The 14,461-nt window shown below is 66.0% G+C and carries 14 protein-coding genes, 1 tRNA gene and 1 pseudogene; 9 read left to right on the forward strand and 7 right to left on the reverse strand.

Going from position 1 to position 14,461, the window contains the following annotated elements; translation table 11 throughout:
* From H7A85_RS00005 to H7A85_RS00015, 3 genes and pseudogenes are all read right to left on the reverse strand, one after another.
* Positions 1–864 (reverse strand): annotated as a pseudogene (locus H7A85_RS00005) (IS3 family transposase); the annotation flags it as partial.
* Between the two features lie 116 nt (positions 865–980).
* A complete protein-coding gene (locus tag H7A85_RS00010; RefSeq protein ID WP_182083844.1) occupies positions 981–2,312 on the reverse strand; it encodes an SDR family oxidoreductase in 1,332 nt (443 codons plus the stop codon).
* A complete protein-coding gene (locus tag H7A85_RS00015; RefSeq protein ID WP_182083845.1) occupies positions 2,309–2,776 on the reverse strand; it encodes a DUF2269 domain-containing protein in 468 nt (155 codons plus the stop codon). Before H7A85_RS00015 ends, H7A85_RS00010 begins: the two co-directional genes overlap by 4 nt.
* A 415-nt stretch (positions 2,777–3,191) precedes the next feature.
* On the opposite strand from H7A85_RS00015, the gene H7A85_RS00020 reads away from it, so the two are divergent.
* From H7A85_RS00020 to H7A85_RS00035, 4 genes are all read left to right on the forward strand, one after another.
* Positions 3,192–3,401, forward strand: a complete 210-nt coding sequence (locus H7A85_RS00020; RefSeq protein ID WP_182083846.1) for a cold-shock protein — start codon at positions 3,192–3,194, stop codon at positions 3,399–3,401.
* Between the two features lie 176 nt (positions 3,402–3,577).
* The gene (locus H7A85_RS00025) at positions 3,578–3,820 is read left to right on the forward strand and encodes a hypothetical protein (RefSeq protein ID WP_182083847.1); all 243 of its coding nucleotides are present in this window, start codon (positions 3,578–3,580) and stop codon (positions 3,818–3,820) included.
* A gap of 184 nt (positions 3,821–4,004) precedes the next feature.
* On the forward strand, positions 4,005–4,490 hold the full coding sequence (locus tag H7A85_RS00030; protein WP_182083848.1) for a hypothetical protein: 486 nt from the start codon (positions 4,005–4,007) through the stop codon (positions 4,488–4,490).
* A gap of 137 nt (positions 4,491–4,627) precedes the next feature.
* Complete coding sequence (locus H7A85_RS00035) at positions 4,628–5,512, forward strand: calcium-binding protein (RefSeq protein WP_182083849.1); 885 nt, start codon at positions 4,628–4,630, stop codon at positions 5,510–5,512.
* A gap of 727 nt (positions 5,513–6,239) precedes the next feature.
* Here the strand turns inward: H7A85_RS00035 and H7A85_RS00040 are convergent.
* The 3 genes from H7A85_RS00040 to H7A85_RS00050 form a co-directional block, all read right to left on the reverse strand.
* Complete coding sequence (locus H7A85_RS00040; protein WP_182083850.1) at positions 6,240–7,511, reverse strand: ATP-binding protein; 1,272 nt, start codon at positions 7,509–7,511, stop codon at positions 6,240–6,242.
* A gap of 171 nt (positions 7,512–7,682) precedes the next feature.
* Positions 7,683–7,758, reverse strand: a tRNA-Ala gene (locus H7A85_RS00045).
* A gap of 160 nt (positions 7,759–7,918) precedes the next feature.
* Positions 7,919–8,344, reverse strand: coding sequence for a TIGR02300 family protein (locus H7A85_RS00050; protein WP_182083851.1), 426 nt, complete (start codon positions 8,342–8,344; stop codon positions 7,919–7,921).
* 261 nt (positions 8,345–8,605) lie between these two features.
* On the opposite strand from H7A85_RS00050, the gene aroA reads away from it, so the two are divergent.
* From aroA to H7A85_RS00075, 5 genes are all read left to right on the forward strand, one after another.
* On the forward strand, positions 8,606–9,961 hold the full coding sequence (aroA, locus tag H7A85_RS00055; protein ID WP_182083852.1) for a 3-phosphoshikimate 1-carboxyvinyltransferase: 1,356 nt from the start codon (positions 8,606–8,608) through the stop codon (positions 9,959–9,961).
* Between the two features lie 25 nt (positions 9,962–9,986).
* Complete coding sequence (locus H7A85_RS00060; RefSeq protein ID WP_182083853.1) at positions 9,987–10,685, forward strand: hypothetical protein; 699 nt, start codon at positions 9,987–9,989, stop codon at positions 10,683–10,685.
* A complete protein-coding gene (gene cmk, locus H7A85_RS00065) occupies positions 10,682–11,329 on the forward strand; it encodes a (d)CMP kinase (RefSeq protein ID WP_182083854.1) in 648 nt (215 codons plus the stop codon). The genes H7A85_RS00060 and cmk overlap by 4 nt, the downstream gene beginning before the upstream one ends.
* Positions 11,330–11,596: 267 nt before the next feature.
* Positions 11,597–13,300, forward strand: coding sequence for a 30S ribosomal protein S1 (rpsA, locus tag H7A85_RS00070; protein ID WP_182083855.1), 1,704 nt, complete (start codon positions 11,597–11,599; stop codon positions 13,298–13,300).
* A 172-nt stretch (positions 13,301–13,472) separates the two neighbouring features.
* Complete coding sequence (locus H7A85_RS00075; RefSeq protein WP_182083856.1) at positions 13,473–14,069, forward strand: GNAT family N-acetyltransferase; 597 nt, start codon at positions 13,473–13,475, stop codon at positions 14,067–14,069.
* A 50-nt stretch (positions 14,070–14,119) separates the two neighbouring features.
* Here the strand turns inward: H7A85_RS00075 and H7A85_RS00080 are convergent, their stop codons facing one another.
* Positions 14,120–14,458, reverse strand: coding sequence for an ATPase inhibitor subunit zeta (locus H7A85_RS00080; protein WP_182083857.1), 339 nt, complete (start codon positions 14,456–14,458; stop codon positions 14,120–14,122).
* Positions 14,459–14,461: the final 3 nt, after the last annotated feature.

Consider the following 14,461-nt stretch of genomic DNA (forward strand, 5'->3'; position numbering starts at 1 on the left):
TCCGCACTGCCTTGGCGATGAACTCAGGACCGTTGTCGGATCGGATGTGCCCTGGCACGCCGCGTAGGATGAAGAGGTCGGACAGAACGTCGATGACGTCCGCGGACTTCAGCTTCCGGTCGATCCGGATACACAGGCATTCTCTGGTGAACTCGTCGATGACATTGAGCATCCGGAACTTGCGGCCGTTGTGGGTGCGGTCCTCCACGAAGTCATAGGACCAGACATGATTGGGGTGCTCGGGCCGAAGCCGAACGCACGAGCCGTCATTCAACCAGAGCCGACCCCTCTTGGGCTGCCTAGCTGGCACCTTCAGCCCTTCCTGCCGCCAGATGCGCTCCACCCGCTTCACGTTCACAAGCCATCCAGCGTCTCGCAGCAAAGCTGCAATCCGACGGTATCCATAGCGTCCATACTGCGTCGCCAGCTCGATGATGTCGGCCGTCAGCGCCGCATCGTCGGCTCGACCCTTCGGCACCTTGCGCTGTGTTGATCGGTGCTGCCCCAGAACCCGGCACGCCAGCCGCTCCTTCACGCCATGCTCCTTCATGACGTGCTCGATGCAGCGGCGACGGCGGGAGGGGCTCACCAGTTTCCCGAGGCGGCCTCTTTGAGGATCAGCTTCTCGAGCGTCAGATCGGAGACTGCCTTGCGCAACCGCTCGTTCTCCTTCTCCAGATCCTTGAGCCGCTTCACCTGATCCAACTTGAGACCGCCGAACTCCTTGCGCCACCGGTAGTACGTGAACGGCGTCACGCCGATCGTGCGGATCGCCTCCGCCACCGGGCGGCCTTGCGACAGCAACACGTCCACCTGCCGAAGTTTGGCGACGATCTCTTCCGGCTTGTGCTTCTTCTGTCCCATTCTCGTGTCCTCCATCAGCTCGAAAGCCTACTTCAGGGAGGACCACTTTTCAGGGGGCAGACCAGTCGCCCGAACACAACTTCGAGATGTGCGCGCGAATCTTTCGTCCCGCCGGCTCAGCGGTCCTCCCATGTCGCGAAGGCCACGATCATCAGGACGATGGCGGGTCCCGTCTTGACGAGGGCGCCGAGCGGCTCGACCCACATGGCGGGCGTCACCACGGCCGCCATCGCCATGTAGAACAGGGATAGCGCGACGCCCGCCGCAAGCCCGAGCCGGCACGAGCGTCGATGGGCGATGAGGACGCCGATCGAGATGTCCATGAGGCTGGTCAGGACGGTGACGGCATCGGCCAGCGGCCGGCTGAAACCGTGGTCGACGAGAATGCCGGACGCCGCATCGAAGGCGACGGAGATCGCGATCGCCCCGGACACGATCCAGAACAGGGCGAGCGTCGCGATCACCAGGGCTTTCAGGAGATAAAGGCGGGCGAACCAAAGGTCCTGCACGCCAGACCCGAGCCGGCCGACCACTGCCGGGCCCGGCAGGGGAACGAGGCCGGTGGCCCGCATCCAGGCCGAGGGATCGCCCCGCACCCCGCGCCGCATCTCGGCGATCGCGGTGGAGCGCACCGGCGGGCGCCAGCCGAGGCGCGAGGCGAGGTCGCCGGCCCGGCCCGCCCAGTCGAGGAGGCGACCGGGCGCGGGCAAGCGCGGCGCCGGCCCGCCCAACTGGTGGCGCAACGCTTGGAGAACGGTGCCGACGCTGGACGCTTCCCGCTCCATCACGTCCCAGGTCTGGCGAAAGTCGCGCCGACCGGCTCGCCACTCGGCGGCGAGGAAGGCCACGGTGCGCGCGATGTCGCGCCCGTCCGTCACCGCGAAGGGGCGCTCGGCCAACGCCTCCGGCAGTGCGACGGGAAGGGTCGCGAGCGCGCGCATCAGCGCGCTGCCGCCATAGGGGACATGGGTCAGAACGAAGCCTGGCCGCAGGATCGCATGAGCGATGGCGGAGCGCGCGATGGCCGCTTCCCCCGCGCGCTTGGTGCGGCTGAAGGACGTTCGATCCTCCGCCGCATCGCCGGGCACCGAGACGTGGACGAGAAGGGCGGGGGCAAGCTCTTCCATGGCGCCGAGAAGGCGCGAAACGAAGCCTTCGTGGACGTCGGCGGCTGCCGAGCCGGCCGTGTCCTGCAGGACGCCCACGCAATTCACCACGAGATCCGGCGCGATGCGGATGAACTCGGCGGCAAGGCCCGGCGCGTCGGCATCGACCAGGGGAAAGAGGACGGCGCGCCCTTCGAAGGCGGCGAGTTGGCGCTGCGTGAAGCTGCGCGCCACCGGCACCACCTCGTGCCCCTCGCGTGAGAGCTCGGTGCAAAGCATCTCGCCGATCAGGCCGGACGCGCCGAGAACCGCGATGCGGGGTTTGGCTGGGATTTCGCTCATAGGGCAGGCTTTGCGATCATCAGCCAGAGGATTGCCATCACGGAGCCGAAGCCCGGAAAGCCGAACGCGAACCAGATGCGATACAGCCGGTGATAGGCGGGGGGAAGCGGGGCGCCGACGGCGGCGGCCTCGCGCGCCAGGTCGCGCATGCGCGCCTGGATCCACACCACCGGCAGCCAGAACAGGCCGGCGACGGCGTAGAGGACGAGGGCAAGGCCGAGCCAGCCCTCCCCGAGCGGCACGCCCGTCGCACGGGCGAGGAGATAGCCGGTGATCGGCTGCGCGATCACGGCACTCGCGGTGAACAACATGTCGGCGACCACCACCACGCCCGCCGTTCGCGCCACGAAGGCCGTGTCCTGCGTCCGGTGCGCCATCAGCATGAAGAACGCGATCCCCGTGCCCGTCCCCAGGATCACGACCGCGCCGAGCACGTGGAGGAACTTCAGAACGACGTAGTCCATGGCGGGGTCGGCCTCCCGGGTCGGCGTTTCCCATGCCTTAAACCCTCGCGGGTGGGAAAGCCGTTAAGATGCCGCAACCGCGCGGGGGCTCGCGAACGGGAGGTCCGTCCGCCGGTGGCCGGCTGGAAGGGGGATTGATCGCGGGAGGGCCGTTTCGAGGATGCCGGATCGCAAGAAAATCGAGGCCGTTTCACCCCGGAGTTTCGAGAAGAAATCCGACGCCGCCGAGATTATCGTGGCGTTCGGATTGTATTTTCCGCCTCGTCGTTTTAGGGTCATGCCATCGATCTTTGGTAGTCGATCCTGTTTTTTGGCGCCTGGGCGCCCGAGCGATCCTCTTTCTCACTGTCGATCTTCGCATTCTCGCGCACGCGGCGCGGGAAGCTATTCGCTTTGTCTTCGAAAGGGCATCGTCATGACCATCGGAACCGTCAAGTTTTACAACGACACCAAGGGCTTCGGCTTCATCGCGCCGGAAGAAGGCGGCAACGACGTCTTCGTTCACGCCTCGGCTCTCGAGCGCTCCGGCATGCGTGGCCTCGTGGAAGGCCAGCGCGTCAGCTTCGAGGTCGTCGCCGACCGCCGTTCGGGCAAGAACGCGGCCGAGAACATCCAGGCCGCCTAAGGCCCACGGCCCACGGCCGGGGATGCACTCGGCAGGGCACATATGAACGATGGGAAAGGCCGGGCCATGTCCGGCCTTTTTCGTGTTCGGAGGGCCAGCCGGCCCTTGCGGACCGACGCCCGGGCGACGCCAGACGTCCGCTTCCGCCCTCCTTCGCCTCGATGGGAACGCGCCTCATGGAATGCCATCCGCTGTTTGGAGTGCTCGCGATCCGCAACGCGGGCGAGGCGGGCGACGATTGGGTCGTGCGCGATGCGGGCGTGTCGCTGGCCGAGGTGGTCGAACTGATCGAGGCGGGCTGGTCGGTGCCCGATATCCTGATGCGCCACGTCATGGTGCTGCGATCCGACCTCGTGGCCATCATGATGCTGCATGCGATGGCAGCGCCCGCTCCCGGCGCATCCCCGGCTGCGGCCTAAGGGGAGATCGGGCGGGTACCGGGTTGTCGAAGGGGGCCTATGTTCCCGACAAGGGGCGTGAACCTCCGGTCGCGTCGTTCGTTCACCCACCGGCCGACGAGATGACGGCAAAGGGGCAGGGTCGCATGGGTTGCCGCACGGGACCGATCCGTCCGCGCGTCGCGAAGAGCCGGGAGGGCGAAAGATGAAGTCGATCGCGTTCGCAAGGTGGGTTGGCGCCATCGGGCTGGGTGCCGCCGCCGTTTTCACGGGTGGAGGGGCGGCGCATGCCTATACCTATACCAACCCGACCTACGGCACGTCGGCGACGTTTCCCGCCCGCGCCTTTCCGCGCATCGCGCCCGCCTCGCCCGACGGGGAAGGTCAGGCCTGGCGTTCGGACGAGGGTGCCGAGATCGTGATCTACGCCATCGACAACCGGCAATGGCCGAGCCCGCGCGCGCTCGTCGCCTGGCGCCGGGGCATCGACAAGGTCACCTACCAGCGCACCGGCGAGGACTGGGCGGTGGTGTCGGGATATCTGCCGGACGGGCGCATCTTCTACGAGCGCTACATCTTCCGGGGCCGGCTGACCCATTCGGTTTCCGTGCGCTATCCCGAAACGCTGCGCGACCCCTACGACAAGCTCCTGAAGCCGATCACCGAAAGCCTGCGCGGCCCCGCGCGCTGACGCCCCGAACTCGCATGGTGCGTCGAATGCGGGCCGACATCGCCACCCCCGGTTAACGCTGGCGCCAGCGGCAAATCGCGCTTTGCCCCGTCCCGCCCTATGCTCGTTCCATCCCAGCGTGTGTGGAGGTCTTCGGCATGGCCGACGTCCAGATCTATCAACCCGTCGATTTCACCAACCTCCCGGTCCTCGATGCCCTCGTGCAGACCGCGAACCCGACCACCCTGATCATCGAGGAAGGGTTCGACCGGATCATCTATTCCGGCAGCTTCGGCTATGCCGGAGCCAGCGTTTCGGGCACGCTGGACACGCTGCAACTGACCATCGGCAACACGCCGCTCTTCTTCGTCAGTGGCATCGCCAGCCCCGTCGCCCCGGTGTCCGGCGCGATCTATGCCGGCAAGGTGCTCGATCCCCTCGCCTATGCGCTGCGCGGCGACGACATGGTCCAGGGCTCCAGCGGCAACGACGTCCTGGACGGCTTTTCGGGCAACGACACGATGACCGGGGGCTACGGCGACGATCGCCTCCTCGGCAGCGAAGGCCACGATCTCCTGTTCGGAAACCCCGGCAGCGACGCCCTCTATGGCAACCAGGGCAACGACACGCTCTATGGCGGCCAGGACAACGACGAGCTCTGGGGCGGCCGGGACGACGATCAGCTCTTCGGCAACCTCGGCAACGACGCGCTCTACGGCAATCTCGGCAACGATCTCCTGCACGGCGGGCAGGGGCAGGACTATCTGGACGGCGGCCAGGGCGACGACACGATCTACGGCGATCGGGGCGACGACACGCTGCGCGGGGGCCTGGGCGCCGACGTCTTCGCCTTCGATCCCGACAACGGCAGCGATACGGTAGTGGACTTTTCCTATGCCGAAGGCGACCGCCTGTCGCTCGGCGGCCGGGCCTACTATCTCGGCTCCGTGGACGGCCAGGCCTTCCTCCAGCTCGACGGCGGCGGCACCATCCTCTTGTCCGGCATTCCTGCCGACCAGTTCAGCGCAGCCTATCTCGTGTAGGATGTGCGTTCGGCGGGCGCGGAGGGGGCGTCGTCTGGAGCTTCGCCCTTCTCGGCCGGTGGCGCCAACTGACCTTGTCCACGAACTGAAAGAGATCGACCGTGGGCCCTCTCGGACTGGTTGCTGCGATCAGATCCGAATCTCGGAAGACGAGCCTACCTGATGACGAAGTTTCCGCTGGCTATCCGACCGTATGGGTATGCCCTATCGGACAACGCCTATGTCTTGACAAACTGGGTAGCGTTACCGATTTGTTCTCCCAGCCCTCATTCGAGGGGGCAGATAGGAGCATCCATTTGGAAGCTTTTTTGGCGCCCCCAATCTCAAGGCACGCGGAGTCGCTTCCCTGTGTGGCGTTCCAATAGGGGGCCGGGCTAAGGCCGAAAGCAATCCGGGGAGAGCGACCTCACCCGGTCCTGAAGAAGTAGCCGCCCTCTCAAACAGGCCGCTGGTTCGATGTAGGATAAGGTCGATGGTGGCGGGCAGGAGCGCCCGTGCGAGGAACTGGGAGCCTAACGCAAGGCCCGAGGGCAGTGCCCAGGCCAACCCAGCGACAACCCCGCAGCGAGGGTCCGCCACCGTGCCCACCACTTTCAGGCTGCAAAGGTCAGCATGGGTTCCTTTCTTGTCGCAAACACGCAAACCGGGGAGGCGGTACGGGGGGAAGTTCGTCTCCGCTCTCACGTTGATGGGGTCTCGAATAACCGACCCCAAATCTAAGCCGTGGTTAGATCGACACGACGTTATCCCTGCCCAGCGAAACCCCAGCATTTTCGGCGCGGAGGCGGACGTAGCCTCGCATAATGTTTTCGCGAAATCCGAACCACCCGGACCCGTACCCGATAAGGATCTTACCATGGCCCTCGCTACGCAATGCTAGAAGGCGCTGATTGAACTTGTCCCGCGCGAGCATGCTTCGCTCGCCTTTTGCGACGAAGATTCGCTTGTAGGAGCTTTCATAGATCTCGGTAAGCTGCCGCCTGTCCGATGTCGTATCCGCGAGAGACCATAGCGCGTCCTCATAGTCGGCCGTGTTTTTGGTCTTCATGGTCGCTTTTTCGTATTGGGTGCGGAGCATTGCCTCCGCGCGTTCCAACGCGCCCCGTATGCCGGCCTTAAAGTGGCTAGCGCGGATAGCATCCACAGGATAAGGGTCGTCATAAGCGGCATAAAAAAGGGACTCGCCAATCAAATGGACGTAGTGCGGAAAGCCGTCACTTATCTGCCCGATGCGAACTAGGGCTTCCCGCTCGACCGCTACGTTCAGTTTCTCAGCAACGTTGCGGATGATATCCCAAAGATAGTTGTGGTGTAGTTTTTCGAGATTGATAGGCTCAATTACCCGGCCGGCGGAGGGGTGAGTTCCGATCAGTTCATTGACGGTAGAGGCGATGCCGCAAAAAATGAACTTGATCCGGTCGCTAAGCTCCGGAATATTTTTGATGAACTCCGCAAACTTCTCGCGTTGGGCCGCATCCCCAATGCGCTCCATTTCGTCAATGACGATGACGGTTTGGCCGGATCGCTTACTAAGGACGAACCTTACGATGTCGAGGGCTTCATTCAGCGACGTGGGAGCGGCAATCGTAGTCTGTGTTTTGTCGGCCCCTTTGAATGATCCACCAAACCCTGCGAATGTCGCTCCGATCGTGGCCGCCGCTGCGCTTTTCTCAAAGCGTTCCTCGACACGTAAGACCGCTACGCCGATGGCCCGTATCACGTCCTCGAACTTGTCGTTCTGGCTGCAAACAACGTAAATCGGCGGAGCGGTCGATCCGTTAAGCAGATGCGCGGCGGTAAGGGCGAGCGATGTTTTGCCTACGCCGCGATCTCCATAAATGAATACTTGACGGCCCTGCGATGCAAGAGCGCGTTCTATCTGTGTGAGGGCTCGTTCTCGACCAAAAAGCAACTCAGGTGTTTTGATTGTTGCCGATGGGGTAAGATTGCTCGCAAGGATCTGTTGGAACTCATCCCGCGAAACCGACGTAAGCGCCATGCCAACTTCCTCGAATCACAACCTGGAGGCTAGCACGGGTTGCATCGAAGAAGAAGAAAACGTGAACGCTCGGAATGGTACTTCGCGGAGGGTGCGCAGTCGGGTGCGCACTAGAACCTTCCAGGCTCTTAACCCGCTGTAACGTATACTGGGTCGGCAATTTGAAATGAATGGTGGAGCCAAGCGGGATCGAACCGCTGACCTCTACAATGCCATTGTAGCGCTCTCCCAGCTGAGCTATGGCCCCATCGCCCGCATCACAGCGGACGTTCCGTCAGGACCCTTGGGCAGGCCCCTCGACCGGTGTGGCGGCTAAGTATGACAATGCGGCCGGGAGCGCAAGCGAAAAAAGAAGGGGCGGGAGGATTTCCCTCGCCGCCCCCTGCCGTTCCGATCTTGCGGATCGCTCAGGCGTCGTCGTCGTCGTCGCGCCCGCCGCCGATGATGTCGGTCATGTCGTCGTCCTCGTCCTCGTCGTCGGCGAGGAACGTGTCGTCGTCGTCATTGTCGTCGTCGTCTTCCAGAACGTCGTCGTCCTCGTTGCCGTCGACATTGGGCAGGTCGTTGGAGGACGAGCCCTCCTCGTCCTCGGCCACGTCGTTGAGGGACACGGTCTCCTCGTCGGTGTCGGCGACCTCCGTCACCTCGACCTCTTCCGTCTCCTCCTCTTCCTCCTTCTGGCGGGACGGCCGCCCGGCCTTCACCGTCTCGAAGAAGGACAGGGGATAGGTCTTGCCGGTGAAGGGCGAGACGATCGGGTCCTTGCCCAGATCATAGAACTTGCGGCCCGTTTCCGGGTCGATGCGCTTGGTGCCGAGTTCGGGTTTTGCCATGGGAGAACCTTGCGAAAGGGGAGGGAAGCGGCCGCGGACGGCCCCTTTGCGAAACGGTGGAAAGGCAGGCGCCGAACCTCAAGGATTCCGGCGCGAAAATCGGTGGTCCCTTACGTTCTCCCCTCCGGCTTGTCAAAACAAGGCGAACGGCTTCGCCGGGCGGGGTTCGGCGGGCGTGACCCGTGGGGCGGGCCGTGATAGGCCTCGGCCGCGATACGATACCAGCACGATCCCCAGCACGATCCAAGGACCGCCCCGCCCATGACCGGCCATGCCAGCACCCCCCGCCCCCTGACCAGCCGGCGCGCCGGCGCGCTTCAAGGCCGGGTGCGCGTGCCCGGCGACAAGTCGATCTCGCACCGCGCCTTTCTGTTCGGCGGCCTCGCCTCGGGCCGCACCCGCGTCACCGGCCTTCTGGAGGGCGAGGACGTTCTGGCGACGGGGCGCGCCATGCGCCAGATGGGCGCCCGCATCGAGCGCGAGGGCGAGGCGTGGGTGATCGACGGCGTCGGCAACGGCGCGCTTCTGGAGCCGGACGGCGTTCTCGACTTCGGCAATGCGGGCACCGGCTCGCGCCTCACCATGGGCCTCGTCGGCCCCTATGATTTCACCACCACGTTCGTCGGCGACGCGTCGCTGTCGCGCCGGCCGATGGGGCGGGTGCTCGATCCCTTGCGCGAAATGGGCGTTCAGGTGCTCGCCCGCTCGCGCGACCGCCTGCCGCTGTCGATCCGGGGGCCGAGGGTCGCAGCCCCCATCGAATACCGGGTGCCGATGGCCTCGGCGCAGGTGAAGTCGGCCGTGCTCCTCGCCGGCCTCAACACGCCGGGCACCACCACCGTCATCGAGCCGGTGATGACGCGCGACCACACCGAGAAGATGCTGGAAGGCTTCGGCGCGAGCGTTTCGGTGGAAACCGACGGGGCGGGCGTGCGCACCATCCGCCTGACGGGCCAGAGCGAACTCAAGGGTGTGGCCGATTTCGTGGTGCCGGGCGATCCGTCCTCGGCGGCGTTCCTCGTCGTGGCCGCGCTTCTCGTGCCGGGCTCGGACGTCGTGATCGAGAACGCTTTGATGAATCCGACGCGCACCGGCCTCGTCGAGACGCTGCGCGAGATGGGCGCCTCGATCGAGATCCTGAACCCGCGCCTCTCGGGCGGCGAGGACGTCGCCGATCTTCATGTGCGCCATTCCGCGCTCAAGGGGGTCACGGTGCCGCCGGAGCGCGCCCCTTCGATGATCGACGAATATCCGGTGCTGGCCGTTGCCGCCGCCTTCGCGGAAGGGGAAACCCGGATGCAGGGGCTGGAAGAGCTGCGCGTCAAGGAATCGGACCGTCTGGCGGCCGTCGCGGCGGGCCTTCTCGCCAACGGCGTGACGCACGAGGAGGGCGAGGACTGGCTCACCGTCACCGGCCGCCCGGACGGCCGTGGGCTCGGCGGCGGACGGGTCGAGACCCATCTCGACCACCGCATCGCCATGAGCTTCCTCGTCATGGGGCTGGCTTCGGAGAAGCCGGTCGGCATCGACGACGCCGCGATGATCGCCACGAGCTTTCCCGAGTTCGAAGGGCTGGTGACGGGACTCGGCGGGTTGCTGGAGGAACAGGCGGCCTGAAGCGGAACGGAGCGAACGGGTCGGCATGAGCTTCCGCATCGACCAGTTCTGGATGCTGCTGCGGTTCGGGCAGGTCCTCGACGCCGTTCTCATCTGGCTGGTCGTCATCCTCGTGCCGGCCTGGTTCGTCTGGCATTCGACGCGCCATCCCCTGGCATGGCGCGTCTTGAAGCTCGTGCTTTGGGCGACGCTCCTGTGGCTGGCGTTGGTGCTCGTCCTCGCGGTCGCCTTGATGGCCCAGGCGGGCTACGGTGGCTATGCGATGGGACTGTTTCTCCTGCCGCTCGGGGTCGTGTTCGGCCTCGGCCGCGCGCGTCGGCGCTGGGCGCGGATGGGCGAGACGGGGGAGGGGCTCGGGGCCACGCTGTTCCGCCTCGTGCCGTTTCCGCTTTTCGTGTCGGTCGCGCTCTACTTCGTCCTCGCCGAGCTTTCGCTGCGCGGCACCGAGCCCCTGCCGTTTCCCTTCGAGATGCTGGGAGCCGCGAGCGGGGGTGAAAGCTTCGAGCCGCGCATCGTGGCGTCGAGCGGCACGATCGATACCGTCTTCGGCCTCCTGCGCTTCGTCGGCTACGCCGCGCTCTACTTCTTCTTCCTGTCCATCCCCTACGTGATGGGCAACCTTGCCGCCGCCGTTCTTCTCGTTCTCGCGCGCCTCGGCTGGGAACGACCGATGCGGATGCGGGGCGAGGCCGATGATCCAGCCCTTTCGAAAGGTATCGAATGACCTCTCCCCTGGTGATCGCGATCGACGGGCCGGCGGCGGCCGGCAAGGGCACGATCGCCAAGCGCCTCGCCGCCCATTACGGCCTCGCCTATCTCGACACGGGTCTTCTCTACCGGGCCATCGGCCGCCTCGCGCACGAGCGGGGGCTGGATCTCGGTGACGGGGCGGCGGTGGGAGCGGTGGCGCGCGAGCTCGATCCGGCCTCGCTGGACGACGCCGCCTTGCGCGGCCGGGAAGCGGGCGAGCTCGCCTCGCGCGTCGCCGTGCACCGGCAAGTTCGCGACGCGCTGACCTCCTTCCAGCGCGCTTTTGCCGTCATGCCGGGCGGCGCGGTCCTGGACGGGCGCGACATCGGCACGGTGATCTGCCCGGATGCCCAGGTGAAGATCTTCGTGACCGCCTCGCCGGAAGTGCGCGCCCGCCGGCGCACGGACGAGCTTCTCGCCAAGGGCCGGGCGGTGGACTACGGGACGATCCTCGCCGAGGTGCGCGAGCGCGACGCGCGCGATGCCGGGCGCGCCGCCGCGCCGCTCAAGGCCGCGCCCGATGCCCGCTTGCTGGATACGAGCGAAATGGATATAGAAGCGGCGTTCCGGGCGGCTTGCGGCATCGTCGACGAGGCGCCATATCGGGACGAGGATTGAGCATTCGGACCGCTCGTCGACCCGCCATCGTGTAGGTCGGCCGGCGGATCGCATGCGTTTCCAAGCCGAGAAGATCACCGCCGGCCGCCGGTTCCTCGCGCCGAAACGGGCTTTCGCTCCCGACGAGCGATCTCCCCCGTGGTTTCCAGACGATCCGCAGAGCGCGGGGCCGTCCGGGACCGGAACCGGCCGGACGGCCCCGAAGCGACCAACCCCGGCGCGATGCCCGTCAGCCTTGGAAAGAAGGCGGGGTCCCAAGGAGAACGAATGTCCAACGCAGCAGTTTCGCGCGACGATTTCGCCGCGCTTCTCGAAGCGTCCTTCCATGAAAACGATGTCGCCGAAGGCGCCGTGGTCAAGGGTACGGTCGTTGCGATCGAGAAGGACATGGCCGTCATCGACGCCGGCCTGAAGGTCGAGGGCCGCGTCGCCCTCAAGGAATTCGGATCGAAGGGCGGCGAAAGCACCCTGAAGGTCGGCGATGTCGTCGACATCTATGTCGAGCGCATCGAGAACGCGCTGGGCGAGGCCGTCCTCAGCCGCGACAAGGCGCGCCGCGAGGAGAGCTGGGTCAAGCTCGAGGTCAAGTTCAACGCCGGCGAGAAGGTCGAAGGCCAGATCTTCAACCAGGTCAAGGGCGGCTTCACGGTCGACCTCGACGGCGCCGTCGCCTTCCTGCCGCGCTCCCAGGTCGACATCCGTCCGATCCGCGACGTCGGCCCGCTGATGAACACGCCGCAGCCGTTCCAGATCCTCAAGATGGACAAGCGCCGCGGCAACATCGTCGTGTCGCGCCGCACGGTTCTCGAAGAGAGCCGCGCCGAGCAGCGCTCCGAGATCGTCCAGAACCTCGAGGAAGGCCAGATCGTCGACGGCGTGGTCAAGAACATCACCGACTACGGTGCGTTCGTCGACCTCGGCGGCATCGACGGCCTCCTGCACGTGACCGACATGGCCTGGCGCCGCGTCAACCACCCGACCGAGATCCTGCAGATCGGCCAGTCGGTCAAGGTGCAGATCATCCGCATCAACCAGGACACGCACCGCATCTCGCTGGGCATGAAGCAGCTGGAAGCGGATCCCTGGGAAGGCATCGGCGTCAAGTACCCGATGGGCGTCAAGGTCTCGGGTCGCGTCACCAACATCACCGACTACGGCGCGTTCGTCGAGCTGGAGCCGGGGATCGAGGGTCTCATCCACGTTTCCGAGATGAGCTGGACCAAGAAGAACGTCCATCCGGGCAAGATCCTTTCGACCTCCCAGGAAGTCGAAGTGGTGGTGCTCGAGGTCGATCCGGTCAAGCGCCGCATCTCGCTCGGCCTCAAGCAGACGCTGCAGAACCCCTGGGAAGCGTTCCGCGACCAGTTCCCGGTCGGCACGATCGTCGAGGGCGAGGTCAAGAACAAGACCGAGTTCGGCCTGTTCGTCGGCCTCGAGAACGACGTCGACGGCATGGTCCACCTGTCCGACCTCGACTGGTCGCGTCCGGGCGAGCAGGTCATCGACGAGTTCAACAAGGGTGACGTCGTGCGCGCCCAGGTTCTCGACGTCGACGTCGAGAAGGAGCGCATCTCGCTCGGCATCAAGCAGGTCGGCGGCGACTCGTTCGCGACCGCTGCCGAGTCCGGCGAGCTTCGCCGCGGCGCGATCGTCACCTGCGAGGTGACGGCGGTCAACGAAGGCGGCATCGAGGTCCAGATCGTGGACACCGATCTCTCCACCTTCATCCGCCGCAACGATCTCGGCCGCGACCGCGACGACCAGCGCCCCGAGCGCTTCTCGGTCGGCCAGAAGGTCGATGCGCGCATCACGCAGTTCGACAAGAAGGCCCGCCGCGTCGGCGCGTCGATCAAGGCGCTGCAGATCGCGGAAGAAAAGGAAGCCGTGGCGCAGTACGGCTCGTCCGACTCGGGCGCTTCGCTCGGCGACATCCTCGCTGCCGCGATGAAGAACCGTCAGGACGGCGAGTAACATCGCCCGGAGGCAGGGCGCCGGATCCGGCGCCTTGCCCCGCACGACATCGAAAGGCCCGTGCCGAGGGATCGGCGCGGGCCTTTTTTCGTGTCTTGCCGCCTTGCGCCGCGCGCCGACCCCATGGCATCGGCCTCGGGCAAACAGAGCCTTCCAGCCGGAATTATCCGAGATGACCGAAACCCCCCGCTTCACCGCCATCGGCCCCGGCAAGATCGCGGCGATCGCGACGACGCTGGAAATGCGAGACAAGCCCGACGCCCGGCCGGAGCCGGACGGGCTCGCTGGGTGCGTGGTCCCGCTCGATGGCATCACGGCGGGCGAGTATCTCGACCTTTATCGCCGGGTCGGGGCGGACCATCTCTGGGTGACGCGCCTGTTCATGACGCAGGGCGAGCTGGAGGACGTGCTGCGCGCTCCCACGACCCGCCTTTACGGCGAAGAGGTCGAGGGGAGGCTGGAGGGCATCCTGGAGCTCGATTTCTCGGAAAGGGACGCCTGCGAGATCAAATATTTCGGGCTCACCGCTGCCCGCCAGGGCACCGGCGCCGCACGGCGCCTGATGAACCACGCGATCCAAACGGCGTTCGATGCCGGCGTCTCGCGCCTCTGGCTCCACACCAACACGATGGACCACCACCGCGCGCTCGCCTTCTACGCGCGGTCCGGCTTCACGCCGGTGCGCCAGGAGGTCGAGATCAACGACGACCCGCGCCTTGCCGGCCTTCTGCCGCGCGATGCGGCACCGCACGTGCCGATCTTCGAGTGACGGCACTAGGCCAAGGAACTCCCCCGAGATCCTGGTCCGGTCCTGTGGCGTCAGAGGCCCAGCGAGTAGCCCTGACCTAGGGGCACACCGAGCGGGTGCGCGAGGTCGGCCATCGCGATCGCGTAACGGGTGCGGATGGTCTCGATATGGACGTCGGTCGGCCCGAGGTCGGCGGCGATGCGGTCGAAGCCGCCGCGCCCGCCGGGCGCCGCCACACCCGCGCGCACCACCGCGTCGGCATAGGCTTCCGCTTCCGCATCGCCGAGGCCGAGCTTGGCGGCGGCCCAGAGCGCCACGAGGCGGTCGGCCCGCGCCCGGTCGCAGAACGAGCGGCGCTCGCGCAAGGCATGGTGCTGTTCGGAAAGTTCGTGGCGCTCGTCGATCGACATCGG

It is taken from the genome of Aureimonas sp. ME7, from assembly GCF_903970965.1.
In the GTDB taxonomy this organism is placed as follows: Bacteria; Pseudomonadota; Alphaproteobacteria; order Rhizobiales; family Rhizobiaceae; genus Aureimonas.